This window comes from Rhodoferax sp. LS1P39 (assembly GCF_056521425.1).
The window spans coordinates 69,643-86,026 of the sequence record NZ_JBWMAV010000014.1; the positions used below are offsets into that span (position 1 = coordinate 69,643).

A 16,384-nucleotide genomic window follows, 5' to 3' on the forward strand; every position below is an offset into this window, starting at 1 on the left:
CCCGAGATGAACACCCAAAACAATTTAGTCCCTGGTCGCAATGTCGTCGTCGTTGGCACACAGTGGGGCGACGAAGGTAAAGGCAAGCTGGTCGACTGGCTCACCGAGAGCGCCCAGGGCGTGGTGCGCTTCCAGGGCGGCCACAATGCCGGCCACACGCTGGTCATCAACGGTGTGAAGACCGCTTTGCACCTGATCCCCAGCGGCATCATGCGTGCGGGTGTGAAGTGCTACATCGGTAACGGCGTAGTGCTGTCGGCCGCCAAGCTGTTCGAAGAAATCGAAGGCCTGGAAAAAGCCGGTGTGGAAGTGCGCTCGCGCCTGCGCATCAGCGAAGCCTGCCCGCTGATCTTGCCGTTCCATGCGGCCATCGACATCGCCCGGGAATGCCTGCGCGAAAAAGGCGGCACCGAGAAGATCGGCACCACGGGCCGCGGCATCGGCCCGGCGTATGAGGACAAAATCGCCCGCCGCGCCCTGCGTGTGCAGGATTTGAAATACCCCGAGCGCTTTGCTACCAAGCTGCGCGAACTGCTGGAACTGCACAACTTCGTGCTGACCCAGTTCCTGCATGCCCCAGCCATCGATTTCGACACGGTCTACGCCGAGTCCATGCGCCACGCCGAGCTGCTCAAGCCCATGATGGCCGACGTGTCGCGTGAGCTCAACGATGCCCACGCAGCGGGCGCCAACCTGCTGTTTGAAGGCGCGCAGGGCACGCTGCTCGACGTGGACCACGGCACCTACCCGTACGTTACCTCCAGCAACTGCGTGGCCGGTAACGCGGCGGCGGGCTCCGGCGTAGGCCCGGGCATGTTGCACTACATCCTGGGTATCACCAAGGCGTATTGCACCCGCGTAGGCGGCGGCCCGTTCCCCACCGAACTGGCATGGGAAGAACCTGGCACCCCCGGCTACCACATGAGCACCATCGGCGCTGAAAAAGGCGTGACCACCGGCCGCAGCCGCCGTTGTGGCTGGTTCGACGCGGCCCTGCTCAAGCGCAGCGCCCAGGTCAATGGCCTGAGTGGCCTGTGCATCACCAAGCTGGACGTGCTGGACGGCATCGACGTGCTGCAACTCTGCACCGGCTACATGCTGGACGGCGAATTGATCGACATCCTGCCCATGGGCGCAGACGACATTGCCCGCTGCGTGCCGGTGTACGAGGCCATCGACGGCTGGACCGATTCCACCGTGGGTGTCACCGACTATGACAAGCTCCCGGTCAACGCCAAGCGTTACCTCAGCCGCATCGAGCAGGTGACCGGCGTGCCCATTGCGATGGTGTCCACCAGCCCGGACCGGGACCACACCATCCTGCTGAAGCACCCCTACAAGGCCTAAGCCAGATTTATAAAAAATAGGCACTCACCGCAATCAGTGCCTATGCGAGTAGCTATAGTTTCAGGAGTAGTTCCCATGTTGACAGAAGACGGTAAACACCTGTACGTGAGTTATGACGAGTACCACAACCTGATCGAAAAGCTGGCCATCAAGGTGCACCAGTCGGGTTGGCAGTTCGACACCATCCTGTGCCTGGCGCGCGGTGGTTTGCGCCCGGGCGACGTGCTGTCGCGCATCTTCGACAAGCCGCTGGCCATCATGTCCACCAGCTCCTACCGCGCAGATGCCGGCAAGCAGCAGGGCACGCTGGACATTGCCCGTTTCATCACCACGCCCAAGGGCGAAATTGCCGGCAAAGTGCTGCTGGTGGATGATCTTGCAGACACGGGCCACACCCTGCGCTCGGTAATCGAGCAACTCAAGACCAACTACCCGCCCATCACCGAGCTGCGCAGCGCCGTGGTCTGGACCAAGGCGGTCTCGGTGTTCACCCCCGACTACTCGGTGGAATTTTTGCCCACCAACCCGTGGATCCACCAGCCTTTCGAAGGCTACGATGCCATGCGCCCCGAGCAATTGATGGAAAAGTGGAAACTTTGATGCATGTTTGACGGAGATGTTGTTTGCCTGACCTGACCACCCAACTCATCCACCACCCCTACCAGCCACCGGCCGATTTTGCGGCCCCGCAGCCAGGGGTTTTCAAGGCCTCCACCGTCATCTTCCCCAGCGTCGCCGCCATGCGCGAACGCAATTGGAAAGACAAATCCGCCTTCACCTACGGCCTGCACGGCACGCCCACCACCTACCAGCTGGAAGAGCGTTTGTGTTCGCTGGAAGGCGGCACCTACTGCCTGCTGGTGCCCAGCGGACTCACGGCGATTGCCAACGTGGCCCTGGCCCTGCTCAAGACCGGCGACAGCATGCTGGTGCCCGACAACGTCTACGGCCCCAACAAGTCGTTTGCCGATGGGCAGTTGGCGCGCTGGGGCATCAGCACCCAGGTGTACGACGCGATGGACCCGGCCGATCTGGCCGCCAAAATCACCGACTCCACCCGGCTGGTCTGGGTTGAAGCTGCCGGTTCGGTCACGCTGGAGTTCCCCGATCTGCCCGCCCTGGTGCGCATCTGCCGTGACCGGGGCGTGGTCTGTGCGCTCGACAACACCTGGGGCGCAGGCCTGGCCTTCAACCCGTTCGATCTGCTGCCCGGCACCAGCCCGGCGCTGGGCGTGGATATCTCGGCGCATGCGCTGACCAAATACCCCAGCGGCGGCGGCGACGTGCTGATGGGCAGCGTTATCACCCGCGACCCGGCCTTGCACCGCAAGATCCAGCGCACCCACATGCACCTGGGGTTGGCCGTGGGGGCCAACGATGCCGAGCTGGTGCTGCGCTCGCTGTCCAGCATGGCTTTGCGCTACCACGCACACGATGCCGCTACCCGCACTTTGGCGCGCTGGTGCGCGCAGCAACCCGCATTTGCCCAGGTGCTGCACCCGTCCTTGCCCGACTCGCCAGGGCATGCGCACTGGCTGACGCTGTGCCGCAGCGATGCGGCAGCGGGCTTGTTCAGTGTGGTGCTGGATGCCAAATACGCGTCCGCGCAGGTCGATGCGTTCTGCGATGCCTTGCAGCTTTTCAAGATTGGCTATAGCTGGGGCGGCCCCATGAGCCTGGTGGTGCCGTATGAGCTGGCCAGCATGCGCAAGTCGTGGCCTGCGGGCGTGGCACAAGGCACGCTGGTGAGGTTTGCGGTGGGTTTGGAGTCGGTGCAGGATCTGCAAGCCGACTTGGCCCAAGCCCTTCAAACCCTGGTTGCAAGCTGTTAAAGTGGCTGCACACTATTTGAAAGAAGAAGACCTTGGCAACACCTAATTACGGATACGAAAAGCGCCAAAAAGAGCTGGCCAAGAAGAAGAAGAAAGAGGACAAGCTCAAATCCAAAAGCGAACGCAAGCACGACGAGCATGCGCCCGAGGATGGCAGCACCCCGGCAGACGGTCAGCCGCCCGAGGCACCCACGGAATCCTGATTTCGGGACTTCTGGTTACTTCAACAGCTTCTTCAGCTCCGGCCACACGTTGTCCAGCATTACAGGATGCGCATCCGCCTTGGGGTGGATGCGGTCCGGCTGGAACAGTTTGGCTGCATCCGGCCCATCCGCCACGCCTTTCAACAGAAACGGCACCAGCGCGGCTTTTTCCCCTTTGGCAACCTTGGCAAACAGGCTACTGAAGCGGTCGGCGTAGTCGCGCCCGTAATTGGGCGGCACCTGCATGCCCACCAGCAGCACCTTGGCCCCGGCTTTTTGGGCCGCTTTGGTCATGTTGCGCAGGTTGTCTTCCGTGCCCTGCAAAGGCAGGCCGCGCAAGGCATCGTTGCCCCCCAGCTCAATCACCACCACACTGGGCTGCACGCTGCGCAGCAGAGCGGGCAGGCGGGCGCGTCCGCCGGGGGTGGTGTCGCCGCTGATGCTGGCGTTGTGCACCGTGGCGGTGATTTTTTCAAGGGCCAGGCGCTTTTCGAGCAAGGCTACCCAGCCGGTGCCACGGGCCAGGCCGTACTCGGCGCTCAGACTGTCGCCGACGACCAAAATAGAGGGAGTTTGGGCGGCCGATGCCCCTACAGCCACGGCCAGGGTCGCTGCCGCGATAAAGTGTCTACGTTTCAAAACTCAAAGCCTTTCATGCCAACTCTGTCCACCGGTGCCGTCATTGCGGTAGAACACATCTCCAAATCCGTCACGGATTCCACCGGTTCGCTGGCCATTTTGCGCGATATCGATTTCTCACTCGCGCCCAGGGAGACTGTGGCCATTGTCGGCGCGTCCGGGTCGGGCAAAAGCACACTGCTGTCCATCATTGCCGGGCTGGACACGCCCACCCAGGGCACGGTGCGCGTGGCCGGGCAGGACATTTTTGCCTTGTCGGAAGATCAGCGCGCTGCCGTGCGGGCACAAAAGATGGGTTTTGTGTTCCAGAGCTTCCAGCTCATGGGCAACTTGACCGCGCTAGAAAATGTGATGCTGCCGCTGGAGCTGGCGGCCCGCAAGGATGCCCGCAAAGCCGCCACCGAGATGCTGGAGCGTGTGGGTCTGGGGCAGCGCCTGGGCCATTACCCTAAGCTGCTCAGCGGCGGCGAGCAGCAGCGTGTGGCCCTGGCGCGGGCCTTTGTGGTCCAGCCCGCCGTGCTGCTGGCCGACGAGCCCACTGGCAGCCTGGACTTTGCCACCGGCGAAAAGGTGATGGAGCTGATGTTCACCCTGAACCGCGAGCAGGGCACGACCCTGGTGCTGGTGACCCACGACCGGGGCATTGCCGCCCAGTGCGAGCGCCGTATCACCATCGAAGCGGGCCAGATTGCCCGCATTTGAATTTATAAGAAATCGGCCTCTAGCGCTTATTCCATCGGCGTGACAAGCTCTTAAAAACGTAGCGCATCAGCCCCGGTGCTTGAACAGCGCCGAGGCCGCGCTGGCGTGGCCTACCGCGTCGGCGGTTTCCAGCAACACGGGGCCGAGTTCGCGCATGCGGTTTTCGGTCAAACGCACCAGCGGCCCGGCGATGGTGATCACCCCGATGACCACATTGTTGTGGCCGCGCAGCGGGGCAGCCATGGCGGTCATGGCGGGGGCGAAGACCTCGTTGATCATGCTGTAGCCGTGTGCGCGGGCGTCGTGCAGGTAGGCCAGCAGGGCCGGGGCGGTGGTGGGGGCGTTGGGGCCAAAGTGCTCCGGCTGGCCAAAACCCTGTTTTTGTGCCAGTTGCAGTGCATCGGCATCGGACATGGTGGACAACCAGGCATGGCCCGCCGAGCTGCACGACAGGTTCACCGACAAGCCCATGTCGGGGTCGTAGCGCAGGCCTTTGGTAGCGCCCTGGGCCTTGGCCACAAAGGTGAGCGTTTCGCCGTCTACCACCGCCAGCCGCACCAGTTCGCCGGAGGCCGCCGCCAGCCGGTCCAGCAGCGGCTGGGCCACGTCGACGATGCCGCTATTGCTCAAAAAGCGCAGGCCCAGCGACACCAGCTTGATGTTCAGCACATAGACGCTGTGGCTTTGCTCCTGGCGCACGTAGCCGCAGCGCACCAGCTCGGTGAGCAGGCGGTGGGTGGCGCTGAGCGGCATGCCCAGCTGGCTGGCCAGGGCCGACAGGGCCGTGCCCTCGGGGTGGTCGGCCAGGTGCTCCAACACGTTGAAGCTGCGCTCAAGAATAGTGGTCATAGGGGAGGGCGGTGTGTTGCGAGACTGTAACCCAGTCAATTTGGGCATACCAGTTATGTGTAAATAAAGTGGAAAACATTTCCACTTTTTGTCTATCATGCCTGCACCACGCAAACTCCACCGGGCTTTGCGGCTGATAAAACCACCAGGAGACAACGTTGAAACCCATTTTCCGAACATTGGCGCTGGCCGCATGCTGCTTGGCGCTGGGGGCCGCGCAGGCCCAGGAGGAGCGGGTGATCCGCTTTGGCCACCTGAACAACGCCGACCACCCGGTCAGCTTCGGCGTGAAGCGTTTTGCCGAGCTGCTGGCGGCCAAGAGCGGCGGCAAGCTCAAGGTGCAGGAGTACCCGGCCTCGCAGCTGGGCAACGAGATGCAGCAGCAGTCGGCGCTGCAAGGCGGCATCCAGCAGATGTCGGCCCCGGCCACCACCTCGCTGGCAGGCATTGTCAAAGAGTTCGGGCTGGTGGATTTTCCGTTTGCCGTCAGCAACTTTGCCCAGGCCGATGGCCTGCTGGACGGCCCGCTGGGACAGGCCCTGCTGGCCAAATTGCCCGAAAAAGGCCTGGTCGCCCTGGGCTACTGGGACCTGGGTTTTCGCAACGTGACCAACAGCAAACGCGCCATCACCCGGCCCGAAGACCTGGACGGCCTGAAGATCCGCGTGATCCCCAACCCGGTGTTTCTGGAAACCTTCAAAACTTTCAAGGCCAATGCGGTGCCCATGCCGTTTGCCGAGCTGTACGGCGCGCTGGAAGCCAAGGCGGTGGATGGCCAGGAGAACCCCTATGCGGTCATCCTGTCAAACAAGCTGTTCGAGGTGCAGAAGTACGTCAGCGCCACCAACCATGTGTACGCGGCCAATATCGTGCTGGTGAGCAAGAAGTTCTGGGACCAGCTCAGCCCCGCCGAGCAAAAAATGATGCACGAGGCGGCGGACGAGACGCGCAACTACCAGCGCCAGGTGAGCCGGGCGGCGGCCCAGAAGGCGGTGGGCGAGTTGCAGGCCAAGGGCATGCAATACAACGAGATTGCCGCACCCGAAGTGGCCCGCATGCGGCAGATGGTGAAGCCGGTGGTGGACAGGTTTGCCGCCAGCTACGACCCTGTCATGGTCAAGCTCTACAACGAAGAACTCGTTCGTATCCACAAATAACCATTAATAGCCCGAGTCACACCATGCAAATCCTCGTTCTCCACGGACCCAACCTCAACCTGTTTGGCCGCCGCGAGCCGCACATTTACGGCACCACCACGCTGGTGCAGATCAATGAACGCCTGCACACCCTGGCCCAGCAGCTAGGGGTGGAGTTGCTGGTCATGCAGTCCAACCACGAAGGCGCGCTGGTGGACTTTTTGCACCAGCACATCGACACCGCCCAGGGCGCGCTGGTCAACCCGGCCGGGCTGACCCAGCACGGCGTGTCGCTGCACGATGCCATCAAGGCCATGCCCTTTCCCACGCTGGAGGTGCACATGTCCAACATCGCCGCGCGCGAGACGTGGCGGGCGCACTCCATCATCTCCCCGGCGGTGCGCGGCACCATCCAGGGGCTGGGGCCGGTGTCGTACCTGGCGGGGCTGCGGGCGCTGGTCGAGTTGCAACAACCCGCCTAAGCCGTCCCCACTTCGTTGACCGCACGGGCCACCGCGCCCGTGCTGCCTCACACGTACCTATGTACGAACCAGTTTGTTTTAACCACCCCAGAGGAAGACATGCGCGTAAAAGAAAAAACCACCACCCTCCCGGCCCAAGGCGGCCTGACCACCGAGCGCATCTCGCGCCGCTTCTTCGGCCAGATGCTGGGCATGCCCGCGCTGCTGGCCTCCACCGTCGCGGTGACGGCCTGCGGCGGCGGGGACGATGCACCCGTGGCGGGCTCCGAGGTCATGAGCCGCGCGGCCTTTGTGGCCAGCATTGCCGAGCTGTTCAACTGGGTGCATTCCTCCGAGTACAACGACCCCTACAAGGCCGTGCAGCCCACCTTTGTGGACGTGATCCTGGGGGCCACACCCCACGCCAAGCAGATCGAGATGGCGCTGGAGGAGTCGCTTATCAGCAACGTGGAAGGCTACTTCTACCCCGACAAGCCCATCACCCGCGAGGACGCAGCCGACATCCTTGTGAAGGCCTTCAAAATCCCCCTGAGCAGCACTAACGCCCTGGCCGGGTTTACCGACGTGGCCAGCGTCAGCCCAGCCAAGAGAAGCAGCGTCAACGCCATGCTGGCCGCAGGTTACATGGCGGGCAGCAGCGCCACGCTGTTTGGCCCGGCAACCCCCCTGTCGGTCAACGATGCCAAGGCCATCCAGACCGGCATCAGCGCCAAACTGGTGGCCCCGCCGCAGGTGATGTGCAAGGCGGGCACCACCGCGCCCCGGCGCTACGTCCGCATCTCCACCCCGACCGACGGGGCCACGATTTACTACACCGTCACCTTCGACGGCAAAGAGCCTGCCGACCCCACCACGGGCGGTGCGGTGTACGACTTCACGGTGGACGGCGTGCTGCAGTTCGTCAACCCGCTCACCTCACCAACCGACTCGCGCCTGTACCGCCTGAAGGCCGTGGCCAAGAAGAATGGCCTGGCCACCAGCGCGGTGCGCGAATTCGTGTGGAACGTGGTGCGCCCCAACGTGGGCAGCTTCCAGGCCAAGCTGATGCACCCCGGCACGGCCACCACGCCCACGGTGTGGAAGATCAACAACCCGGCCGAGTACTTCCAGGCTTTTGTGTTCTACATCGAGGGCTCCACGCGCGGCATGGTGTTTGACGCGGGCGAATACGGCTACCAAAAGGCCAACCTCAAGGCCTTCATCGACACTATTGCCACCAAACCCTATGACGTGATGGTGGGCCACAACCACCCCGACCATTCCGAGCAGATCTACAACTTCACCTCGGCCGGTATCACGCTGTACGCATCGGCCATCGAGAAAGCCGCCTTCATGGCCGCCAACCGGGCCGACTTCCGCACCGCAGGCACCGCCGCCGTGGCCGCTGCCGACGGCCAGGTGTTTGACCTGGGCAATGTGCAGGGCACGGCCTACATCCAGCCCGGCCACACCAACGGGCTGCTGACCTTCATGGTGAACCAGACCGGCTGGGTGTTTGGCTCGGACATGTGGGCCTGCAACCGTGCCTACACCGCCGACACCACCCAGTACCAGTCGGTCAAGGTCGATCTGTTTTTGTCGCTCACGCAGCAGCTCATCAGCAACTACCAGAAAAGCAGCACCCTGGGCCAGATCACCGAAGTCACCAACGCCCACCAGGAAGCCTCGGTGGGCATGAAAGGGGTGAACAACTTTGTGCAGTGCTTCCAGCAGATCATCGACCAGGGCAATGCCGTCACCCTGCCGTCTATCCGTGGCGGCAGCAAGGGCGGCGACCGCATGAGCATCGTGGGCGACATGTGGCGCGATAAAAACTGGATGTGCATCGGCCCCATCGGCAAATTCGCCGCTGCGGTGGACTACCTGACCAAGCCCACCAGCGTGTACCCCACGGCCGCCGCCATCGACTACAACACCGCCGACGGCTACAAGAAATACGCGGTGCTGAGCAACATCGAGTTCACCGGCGGCACCCTGGTGGGCGTGGACGTGTACTGGGCCGCCCCCAGCAACGGCGTGGCCAACAAGCTGGCCAACAAGTTCGACCCCTGGACCACCGCCTACACGGTGAACGTGCCCGCAGGCAGCACCCGCCTGGTGGTCAAGCCCACCGCCATGTCGAACAAGATCAGCTCCATGAAGGTCAACGGCACGGCACTGGCGCAGGGGGCCAGCGCCACGCTGGCGGTGTCGGCGGGCAGCAGCTTCACCATCGAGGTGGTGTCGCCCGATGGCAGCACCACCTGCACTTACACCTTCAGTGTGGCCTGAGGGAAATTTAAGACTTTTAAGCTGCTAGCGCTTATTCCATAGGCGTGAGCAGCTATTAAAAGAATAGTGTGGTGCCCGGGGCGCGCCAGCGTCGATAATCTCCCCATGTCTTCCCCTAAAGTTCTCTTCGGCTTTCATGCCGTGGGCGTGCGCCTGAAAACCGCGCCCCAATCCATCATCGAAATCTATTACGAGCCCACCCGGCGCGACGCGCGCATGCGCCAGTTCCTGGAAAAAGCCAATGAGGCCGGTGCCCGCCTGATCGAAGGCGACAGCATGCGCCTGGCCAAGCTCTGCGGCAGCCACGGCCACCAGGGCGTGGCGGCACGGGTGGAACACATTCCACAGGTCCATTCGCTCGACGACCTGCTCGACAGCCTGACCGGGCCCGCACTGCTGCTGGTGCTGGACGGCGTGACCGACCCGCACAACCTGGGTGCCTGCCTGCGCGTAGCCGACGGTGCCGGTGCCCACGCCGTCATCGCCCCCAAGGACCACGCGGCGGGCATCAACGCCACGGTAGCCAAGGTGGCCAGCGGCGCAGCCGAAACGGTGCCGTATTTCATGGTCACCAATCTGGCGCGCACCTTGGGCGAGCTCAAGGAACGCAGCATCTGGTGCATAGGCACCAGCGACAACGCGCCCAAAACCCTGTACCAGGTGGACCTGAAAGGCCCGGTGGCGCTGGTGCTGGGCAACGAAGGCGACGGCATGCGCCAGCTCACCCGCAAGACCTGCGACGAGCTGGTGGGCATCCCCATGCACGGCGCGGTAGAGAGCCTGAACGTGTCGGTGGCCAGCGGCGTGTGCCTGTACGAAGCGCTGCGCCAACGCCTGTAACTGGCTGTAAAAGTTCTCCCCGTTCCCTCTGGATAACTTTGGGGATAACTCTGTAAATCGGCAGAATAGCGAGGGTAAACCCTTGATCTATAAGGGTAAACCTTGCACTGCTTGTTATTTAAGCAGTTGACAAGTCTCTCGCAGCCCCTATCACAGTTTCGATCAGAGCTGAAAAGCCACCCAGCGCACCAGCCCCTCGACCAGCTCGCGCCGCAGGCTGGGCGGCTGGGCCTGGTAGGGCCGGGTGTGGCCTTGCAGCTGCGAAATCCAGTCGGCAAATTGCTGCACCACCGCCGGGTCGTAGAAGGCCACCATCAGCTCGTAGTTCAAAAACAGGCTGCGCTCGTCCAGGTTGGCCGAGCCCACCAGGGCCAGGTCGTGGTCGATCAGCACCGCCTTGGCGTGCACCATGCTGGGTAGCATGCCAATGTGCGCCCCGGCGGCTACCAGCTCGCGCAGGGCGGCATGGCGGGCGATGTCGGCCAGGCGGTGGTTGGACTGCGCGGGCAGCACCAGATCCACCGCCACCCCGCGCCGGGCCGCCAGGGTCAGCGCCATCAGCAGAGTCTGGTCGGGCACAAAGTAGGGCGTGACGGCCAGGATGCGCTTCTGTGCGGTAAAGCAGCCCGACACCAGCAGGGTGTAGAAGGTGTCGTCGGCCTGGTCGGGGCCGCTGGGCACCAGGCGACCGCGTGGGCCGGGGGCGGCCAGGGGCGCGGCCCAGGGCGGGGCGCTGGTGGCCCTGCCGGTGGTGGCAAAAATCCAGTCCTGGTCAAACCGCTGCTGGGCCTGGCCCGCCAAATCGCCTTGCAAATCAAAACTCAGGTCGATCCAGACCGGTTTTTTCAGCACCGAGACGGTGTCGCCTTCAAAATATTCGGCCGCCAGGTTGCGGCCCCCGCACCACAGCCAGGCACCGTCGGCCACGGCCATTTTGCGGTGGTTGCGCAGGTTGGTGCGGCCCCGCAGCGGGGACGACAAGGGCGGCACGAACAACACCACCTGGATGCCCGCGGCCCGCAGGCGGTGCAGGTTGGGGTGGCCGCCCAGGTACAGGCCAATGCCGTCCAGCAGCAGGCGGATTTTCAGGCCCTGGCGGGCCCGCTGCAGCAGTTGCGCGGTGAGCGCATCGCCCAGCACGTCCCGCCCCAAAATGAAGGTGCAGATGTCCAGTCTGTGCCGGGCCCCTGCTATCAGCGCCTGCAGGCGGAGCAGCGCTTCGCGGCCATCCTGGTGGACCACCAGGGCCTCAAAGCTGGCGGTGCCAACCAGGCCCAGCGCGGTGGCTAGGTGCTCTTGCGCGCTGGCTGCTGGCGGGGAGGGTGGATGTACCGTGCGGCGGGTGCTGGCCAGCTTGCGGCGGCCAAACATGAGGTACAGCGGCAAGGCGATGTACGGCAGCAGCACCAGCGAAATCGTCCAGGCGATGGCGGCCGACGGGTGGCGGCGCTGCTTCAGCGTGTGCGAGCCCGCCATGTAGATGCCCAGGCCCAAAACGACCAGCGCACCGTGCAGCGTGATCCATTGGCGGGTGAAGAGGTCAACTAGCAAGTTCGGTGTGTCGTTCAGGTAAAGAGAGGGCAGATGACCGCCACCCTAGTGTGAACCCGATTGTCACGCACGCTAAATTGGATTGAAATGACTTATGTGTTCAGTGTAATTATTAATTTCGAAAGGATGCGCCATGCGAATCGAACTGATGCAACCCACCGCCACCATCATCGCCGCCATGATCACCACCGACAACGACCGCAGCTCCACCGGCCACCGCGTCACCTGCCAGGACCTGTTTGTGGCCACCTACCGCAAGCTGGAAGCCGCGATGCTGCAAATCCAGCGCGAGGACGAGGCCAAGAGCCAGGCCCAACGCGAATCCCAACGTGAATACGCCTGAGTTTAGGCATAAAAATAGCTGCTAGCGCTTATTAAATAAGCGTGAGCAGCTATTGATACAGTAGCAAGTTTCAGTCGGTCAGTGACGACAGGAATTGCTTGAGCTCCGGCGTTTGCGGGTTGCCAAACAGCTCTGCAGGCGGCCCCATCTCGTGCACACGGCCCTGGTGCATGAAGATCACCCGGTTGCTGACCTTGCGGGCAAACGCCATTTCGTGCGTCACCATCAGCAGGGTCATGCCTTCGGCGGCCAGACCCTCCACCACGCGCAGCACTTCGCCCACCAGTTCCGGGTCGAGTGCCGAGGTGATTTCATCGCACAACAGCACCGCGGGCTCCATGGCCAGCGCACGGGCAATCGCCACCCGCTGCTGCTGCCCACCAGACAACTGGTCGGGCCAGGCATCGAACTTCTCAGCCAGGCCCACGCGGGCCAGCAGCTTCTTGGCCTGGGCCGTGCCCGCGTCATCCGCCTGTTGCTTGACCAGGCGCGGGGCCAGCATCACGTTTTTGCCCACCGTCAGGTGCGGGAACAGGTTGAAACCCTGGAAGATCATGCCCACGCGCTGGCGCAGCGCCCGCATGGCCAGGGCGTTGTCGTGCAGCAGCGGTTTGCCGTCTACCGTGAGGCTGCCGCTCTGGAAGACTTCCAGCCCGTTGATGCAGCGCAGCAGCGTGCTCTTGCCCGAGCCGCTTTTGCCGATGATGGCGATGACCTCACCGGTTTGCACCTGCAGGTCGATGCCTTTGAGCACCTCGTTGGTGCCAAAGGACTTGCGCAGGCCTTTAATCTCGACGATGGGGCTGAGGCTGGTTTGGGTTTTAGCGGCGGGCTGCATGCATCTTCCTCTCTAACAATTTGGCGTAAAAACTGACCGGGAAACACAGGGCGAAGTACATCAAGGCCACGCAGCTGTAGACCACAAAGGGCTTGAAGGTGGCGTTGGCGATCATGGTGCCGGCCTTGGTGAGCTCGATAAAGCCGATCACCGAGGCCAGGGCTGTGCCCTTGATCACCTGCACCAGAAAGCCCACCGTGGGTGCAATGGCGATCTTGATGGCCTGGGGCAGCACCACGTAGCGCAGCCGCTCACCAAAGCTCAGCGCCAGGCTTTCCGAGGCCTCCCACTGCCCCTTGGGGATGGAGGCTACGCAGCCGCGCCAGATCTCGGTCAAGAACGCGCTGGTGTACAGCGTGAGCGCCGCAGCCGCGGCCACCCAGGCGCTGGTGTTGATGCCGAACAGCGCGATGCCGAAGTACGCCAGAAACAACTGCATCAGCAGCGGCGTGCCCTGGAACACCTGCACGTAGGCGGCCACAAAGCTCTCGGTGCCGCGCACCTGGCTCAGCCGGGCCACCAGCAGCAGCACGCCGACGATGCCGCCGCCGATGAAGGCCATCAACGACAGCCCCACCGTCCAGCGCGCCGCCAGCAATAAATTGCGAAAAATATCCCAAATGGCGAAATCAACCATAGAATTTTTCACACCCCCAGGCTACACACTGCGTGTTTTCGCCAACCCCCTTGCAGGGGGCGAACCCAGTGGCCCGGCAAAGCCGGTTCCACGGGTCCCTGGCCTGAGAGACGCCTTGTCTTTTGTTGTGCGGTGTTGTCATACAGTTTTTACCTTCCATAAACAAAACGCGGACCCAGCCAGTTCAGCAGCTTGCGCACCGACATCGACAGCGCCAGGTAGATGCCGGTGGCGATGATGAAGGCCTCGAACGCGCGGAAATTGCGGCTCTGGATCAGGTTGGCGGCATAGCTCAGCTCTTCGGTGGAGATTTGCCCGCACACCGCCGAGCCCAGCATCACGATGATGATTTGGCTCACCAGCGCAGGCCAGACCTTCTTCAGGGCCGGTGGCAGCACCACCCGGGTGAAGGTCTGCCATTGCGACATCGCTAGGCTGGAGGCGGCCTCGATCTGGCCCTTGGGCGTGGCATCGATACCGGCGCGGATGATTTCGGTGGCATAAGCCCCCAGGTTGATCACCATGGCCAGGATGGAGGCTACCTCGGGCGACAGCCGGAAGCCCAGCGCAGGCAGGCCGAAAAAGATGAAGAACAGCTGCACGATGAAGGGCGTGTTGCGGATCAGCTCCACATACGCGCCCACCACCCACTGCAGCCATTGGGGTGCCCGCGTGTTCTGGCTGCGCACCCAGGCACACGAGATGCCCAGCGCCGCGCCGATCAGCGTGGCGACCAGGGTCAGGCCCAAAGTCCAGGTGATGCCCTTGACCAGCAGCGGCCACTGCTCCAGCACGGCGTAAAAGTCGAATGCGATGCGCATGGCTTGGCTCTCCTATTTATTTAAGAAAAGGCTAGTGAGGGGTAACTGCTGTGCCCGACAAGGAGCGTGCAGAAGGACCCTTCGTGAACACCGCAGAACTGGCTTTGCCAGGCTGCTGGTGTTGCCCCCTGCAAGGGGGTTGGCGAAAGATGCGAAGCACTGCAGCCTGGGGGTGTGCCAAGTTACTCCGGCAGGTTGCCAGCGGGGCGGCCCAGCCAGCGCTGGGCCATCTTGTCGATGTCGCCGGACTTTTTGGCGGCGATGATGATTTCGTTCACCTTGGTACGCAGTGCGTCTTCGCCCTTGGCCACGCCGATGAAGTTGGGCGAGTCTTTGAGCAGCAGCTTGTATTCGGCACCCAGTTGCGGGTTCTTGGCCATCAGGTTGCCCGCCACCGACGCGCCGGTGGCAATCACCTGCACCTGGCCGGACACAAAGGACGAAACGGTCACGTTGTTGTCTTCAAAGCGCTTGATGTCCGCGCCCGACGGGGCCAGCTTGGTGAGTTCCTGGTCTTCGATGGCACCACGGGTCACACCCACCGACTTGCCTGCCAGGTCGGCAAAGCTCTTGATGCTGAGGGTTTTGGGTGCAAACACGGCCTGGAAGAAGGGCGAGTAGGCGGCGGTGAAGTCGATGACTTTTTCGCGCTCGGGGTTTTTGCCCAGCGACGAGATCACCAGGTCGGCCTTTTTGGACTGCAGGTAGGCCACGCGGTTGGCGCTGGTCACGGGGGCCAGTTCCACCGCCACACCGAGCTTGCCGCCGATGTAGTTGGCCATGTCGATGTCCAGGCCCTGGGGTTTCAGGTCGGTGCCCACAAAGCCGTAGGGTGGGAAGTCGGTGGGGATGGCGATGGTGATCTTCTTGGCCTTGAGCACGTCGTCCAGGGCGGTCTGGGCGTGGGCACCCAGGCTGGCGAGCAGGGCGATGGCGGCCAGGCCGGTCTGGAAGTGGCGGCGGGTGGACGAAGAGGTACGTGTCATAGCAAGGCTCCTAGGTAAGTGGAAGGGTCGTCGGGGAGAGCATCCGCGCCAGTGGCTGTGGATGCCTTGGTTTTTCGGGATCTTGTATGCAAGTCTTGTGCCGCAGATGCCGCCTTGGCCGTGGTGCCCACCGGGGCCAGGGCATCGCGCAGCTGGGCCAGCGGGTCGGTGGCCACCGGCAGCCGCAGCGCCTGCTGCACCGTGCCGATGTGGGCGGCCATCAGCTTTTCGGCCAGGGCGGTGTCGCCCTTTTCCAGGGCGGCAACGATTTGCACATGGTCTTCGCAGGACTGCTCGGCGTTGTGCGAGGACTGGTAGAGCATGGCGATCAGCGTGGTGCGGGCGGTGAAGTCGCGCAGCGTGTCAGCCAGCAGGCTGTTGCCCAGGCATTCGGCCAGGCACACATGGAAGTCGCCCAGCAAAAAGCTGCGCGTGCCCACGTCGTTGCCCTTGATGGCCGCCTGCTCCTGCTTCAGGTGCTGTTTGAGCCGTTTCAGGGCGGGTTTTTCAATGCCTTGCAGGCTGCGGATCAGGCCGGTTTCAATCACGCGGCGGGCCTCGAAGGCCTCGCGGGCCTCGTCTTGCGAGGGTTCGATCACATACCAGCCGCGGCGGGCGCTGACGGTGACGATGCCGCGCGCGGCCAGTCGGGTGAGCGCCTCGCGCACCACGGTGCGGCTGCAGTCGAACAGCATGGCCAGCGGCTGCTCGCCCAGGCGCGCGCCGGGGGCGAGTTTTTGCGCCATGACGGCTTCGATGATACGGGTACTGATGTCGGCGGCGGTGGTCATTGCCACGGATTACGCAGAAACCGTGCCAACTGATATACAAGATGGATGCACCTATTCGGTGTCTTGTCCGCGCCAAAACCCCTTTATGCACCCTGGCGCACCCATTCGGCACACGT

General features: G+C 63.2%; 18 protein-coding genes. 10 read left to right on the top strand and 8 right to left on the bottom strand.

Features of this window, described 5'->3' with window-relative positions; genetic code table 11:
• The first annotated feature begins 6 nt into the window (after positions 1-6).
• From AC097O_RS19250 to AC097O_RS19265, 4 genes are all read left to right on the top strand, one after another.
• Positions 7-1,347 (top strand): adenylosuccinate synthase, encoded by a 1,341-nt coding sequence (locus tag AC097O_RS19250; RefSeq protein ID WP_479594474.1) that lies wholly within the window; start codon positions 7-9, stop codon positions 1,345-1,347.
• A 75-nt stretch (positions 1,348-1,422) separates the two neighbouring features.
• Positions 1,423-1,947: a phosphoribosyltransferase gene (locus AC097O_RS19255; RefSeq protein ID WP_479594475.1), complete on the top strand. Its 525-nt coding sequence runs from the start codon at positions 1,423-1,425 to the stop codon at positions 1,945-1,947.
• 23 nt (positions 1,948-1,970) lie between these two features.
• Positions 1,971-3,179, top strand: coding sequence for a PLP-dependent transferase (locus AC097O_RS19260; protein ID WP_479594476.1), 1,209 nt, complete (start codon positions 1,971-1,973; stop codon positions 3,177-3,179).
• A gap of 32 nt (positions 3,180-3,211) precedes the next feature.
• Positions 3,212-3,382 carry a hypothetical protein gene (locus AC097O_RS19265; RefSeq protein ID WP_315241485.1) on the top strand — a complete coding sequence of 57 codons (171 nt, stop codon included), beginning with the start codon at positions 3,212-3,214 and terminating at the stop codon, positions 3,380-3,382.
• A 15-nt stretch (positions 3,383-3,397) separates the two neighbouring features.
• On the opposite strand, the gene AC097O_RS19270 is transcribed toward AC097O_RS19265, so the two are convergent.
• A complete protein-coding gene (locus tag AC097O_RS19270) occupies positions 3,398-4,021 on the bottom strand; it encodes an arylesterase (protein WP_479594477.1) in 624 nt (207 codons plus the stop codon).
• A gap of 15 nt (positions 4,022-4,036) precedes the next feature.
• On the opposite strand from AC097O_RS19270, the gene AC097O_RS19275 reads away from it, so the two are divergent.
• Positions 4,037-4,723 carry an ABC transporter ATP-binding protein gene (locus AC097O_RS19275; protein WP_479594478.1) on the top strand — a complete coding sequence of 229 codons (687 nt, stop codon included), beginning with the start codon at positions 4,037-4,039 and terminating at the stop codon, positions 4,721-4,723.
• Positions 4,724-4,789: 66 nt separating this feature from the next.
• On the opposite strand, the gene AC097O_RS19280 is transcribed toward AC097O_RS19275, so the two are convergent.
• The gene (locus AC097O_RS19280; protein ID WP_479594479.1) at positions 4,790-5,572 is read right to left on the bottom strand and encodes an IclR family transcriptional regulator; all 783 of its coding nucleotides are present in this window, start codon (positions 5,570-5,572) and stop codon (positions 4,790-4,792) included.
• A 158-nt stretch (positions 5,573-5,730) separates the two neighbouring features.
• Here AC097O_RS19280 and AC097O_RS19285 point away from each other — a divergent pair, with 158 nt between their 5' ends.
• From AC097O_RS19285 to rlmB, 4 genes are all read left to right on the top strand, one after another.
• On the top strand, positions 5,731-6,729 hold the full coding sequence (locus AC097O_RS19285; protein ID WP_479594480.1) for a TRAP transporter substrate-binding protein: 999 nt from the start codon (positions 5,731-5,733) through the stop codon (positions 6,727-6,729).
• A gap of 23 nt (positions 6,730-6,752) precedes the next feature.
• The gene (locus tag AC097O_RS19290; RefSeq protein WP_479594481.1) at positions 6,753-7,190 is read left to right on the top strand and encodes a type II 3-dehydroquinate dehydratase; all 438 of its coding nucleotides are present in this window, start codon (positions 6,753-6,755) and stop codon (positions 7,188-7,190) included.
• Between the two features lie 99 nt (positions 7,191-7,289).
• The gene (locus AC097O_RS19295; protein ID WP_479594482.1) at positions 7,290-9,461 is read left to right on the top strand and encodes a cadherin-like beta sandwich domain-containing protein; all 2,172 of its coding nucleotides are present in this window, start codon (positions 7,290-7,292) and stop codon (positions 9,459-9,461) included.
• A gap of 105 nt (positions 9,462-9,566) precedes the next feature.
• On the top strand, positions 9,567-10,301 hold the full coding sequence (gene rlmB, locus AC097O_RS19300; protein ID WP_315241482.1) for a 23S rRNA (guanosine(2251)-2'-O)-methyltransferase RlmB: 735 nt from the start codon (positions 9,567-9,569) through the stop codon (positions 10,299-10,301).
• A gap of 162 nt (positions 10,302-10,463) precedes the next feature.
• Here rlmB and AC097O_RS19305 read toward each other — a convergent pair whose 3' ends face one another.
• Positions 10,464-11,852, bottom strand: coding sequence for a phospholipase D-like domain-containing protein (locus AC097O_RS19305; RefSeq protein ID WP_479594483.1), 1,389 nt, complete (start codon positions 11,850-11,852; stop codon positions 10,464-10,466).
• A 133-nt stretch (positions 11,853-11,985) separates the two neighbouring features.
• On the opposite strand from AC097O_RS19305, the gene AC097O_RS19310 reads away from it, so the two are divergent.
• Positions 11,986-12,195 (top strand): hypothetical protein, encoded by a 210-nt coding sequence (locus tag AC097O_RS19310; RefSeq protein WP_479594484.1) that lies wholly within the window; start codon positions 11,986-11,988, stop codon positions 12,193-12,195.
• 70 nt (positions 12,196-12,265) lie between these two features.
• Here AC097O_RS19310 and AC097O_RS19315 read toward each other — a convergent pair whose 3' ends face one another.
• The 5 genes from AC097O_RS19315 to AC097O_RS19335 form a co-directional block, all read right to left on the bottom strand.
• Complete coding sequence (locus tag AC097O_RS19315) at positions 12,266-13,033, bottom strand: amino acid ABC transporter ATP-binding protein (RefSeq protein ID WP_479594485.1); 768 nt, start codon at positions 13,031-13,033, stop codon at positions 12,266-12,268.
• Positions 13,017-13,670 carry an amino acid ABC transporter permease gene (locus AC097O_RS19320; RefSeq protein WP_479594486.1) on the bottom strand — a complete coding sequence of 218 codons (654 nt, stop codon included), beginning with the start codon at positions 13,668-13,670 and terminating at the stop codon, positions 13,017-13,019. Before AC097O_RS19320 ends, AC097O_RS19315 begins: the two co-directional genes overlap by 17 nt.
• 149 nt (positions 13,671-13,819) lie before the next feature.
• Positions 13,820-14,491 (bottom strand): amino acid ABC transporter permease, encoded by a 672-nt coding sequence (locus AC097O_RS19325; protein WP_479594487.1) that lies wholly within the window; start codon positions 14,489-14,491, stop codon positions 13,820-13,822.
• 182 nt (positions 14,492-14,673) lie between these two features.
• Positions 14,674-15,477, bottom strand: a complete 804-nt coding sequence (locus tag AC097O_RS19330; RefSeq protein WP_479594488.1) for a transporter substrate-binding domain-containing protein — start codon at positions 15,475-15,477, stop codon at positions 14,674-14,676.
• Positions 15,474-16,268: an FCD domain-containing protein gene (locus AC097O_RS19335; RefSeq protein WP_315189025.1), complete on the bottom strand. Its 795-nt coding sequence runs from the start codon at positions 16,266-16,268 to the stop codon at positions 15,474-15,476. Before AC097O_RS19335 ends, AC097O_RS19330 begins: the two co-directional genes overlap by 4 nt.
• Between the last annotated feature and the right edge of the window lie 116 nt (positions 16,269-16,384).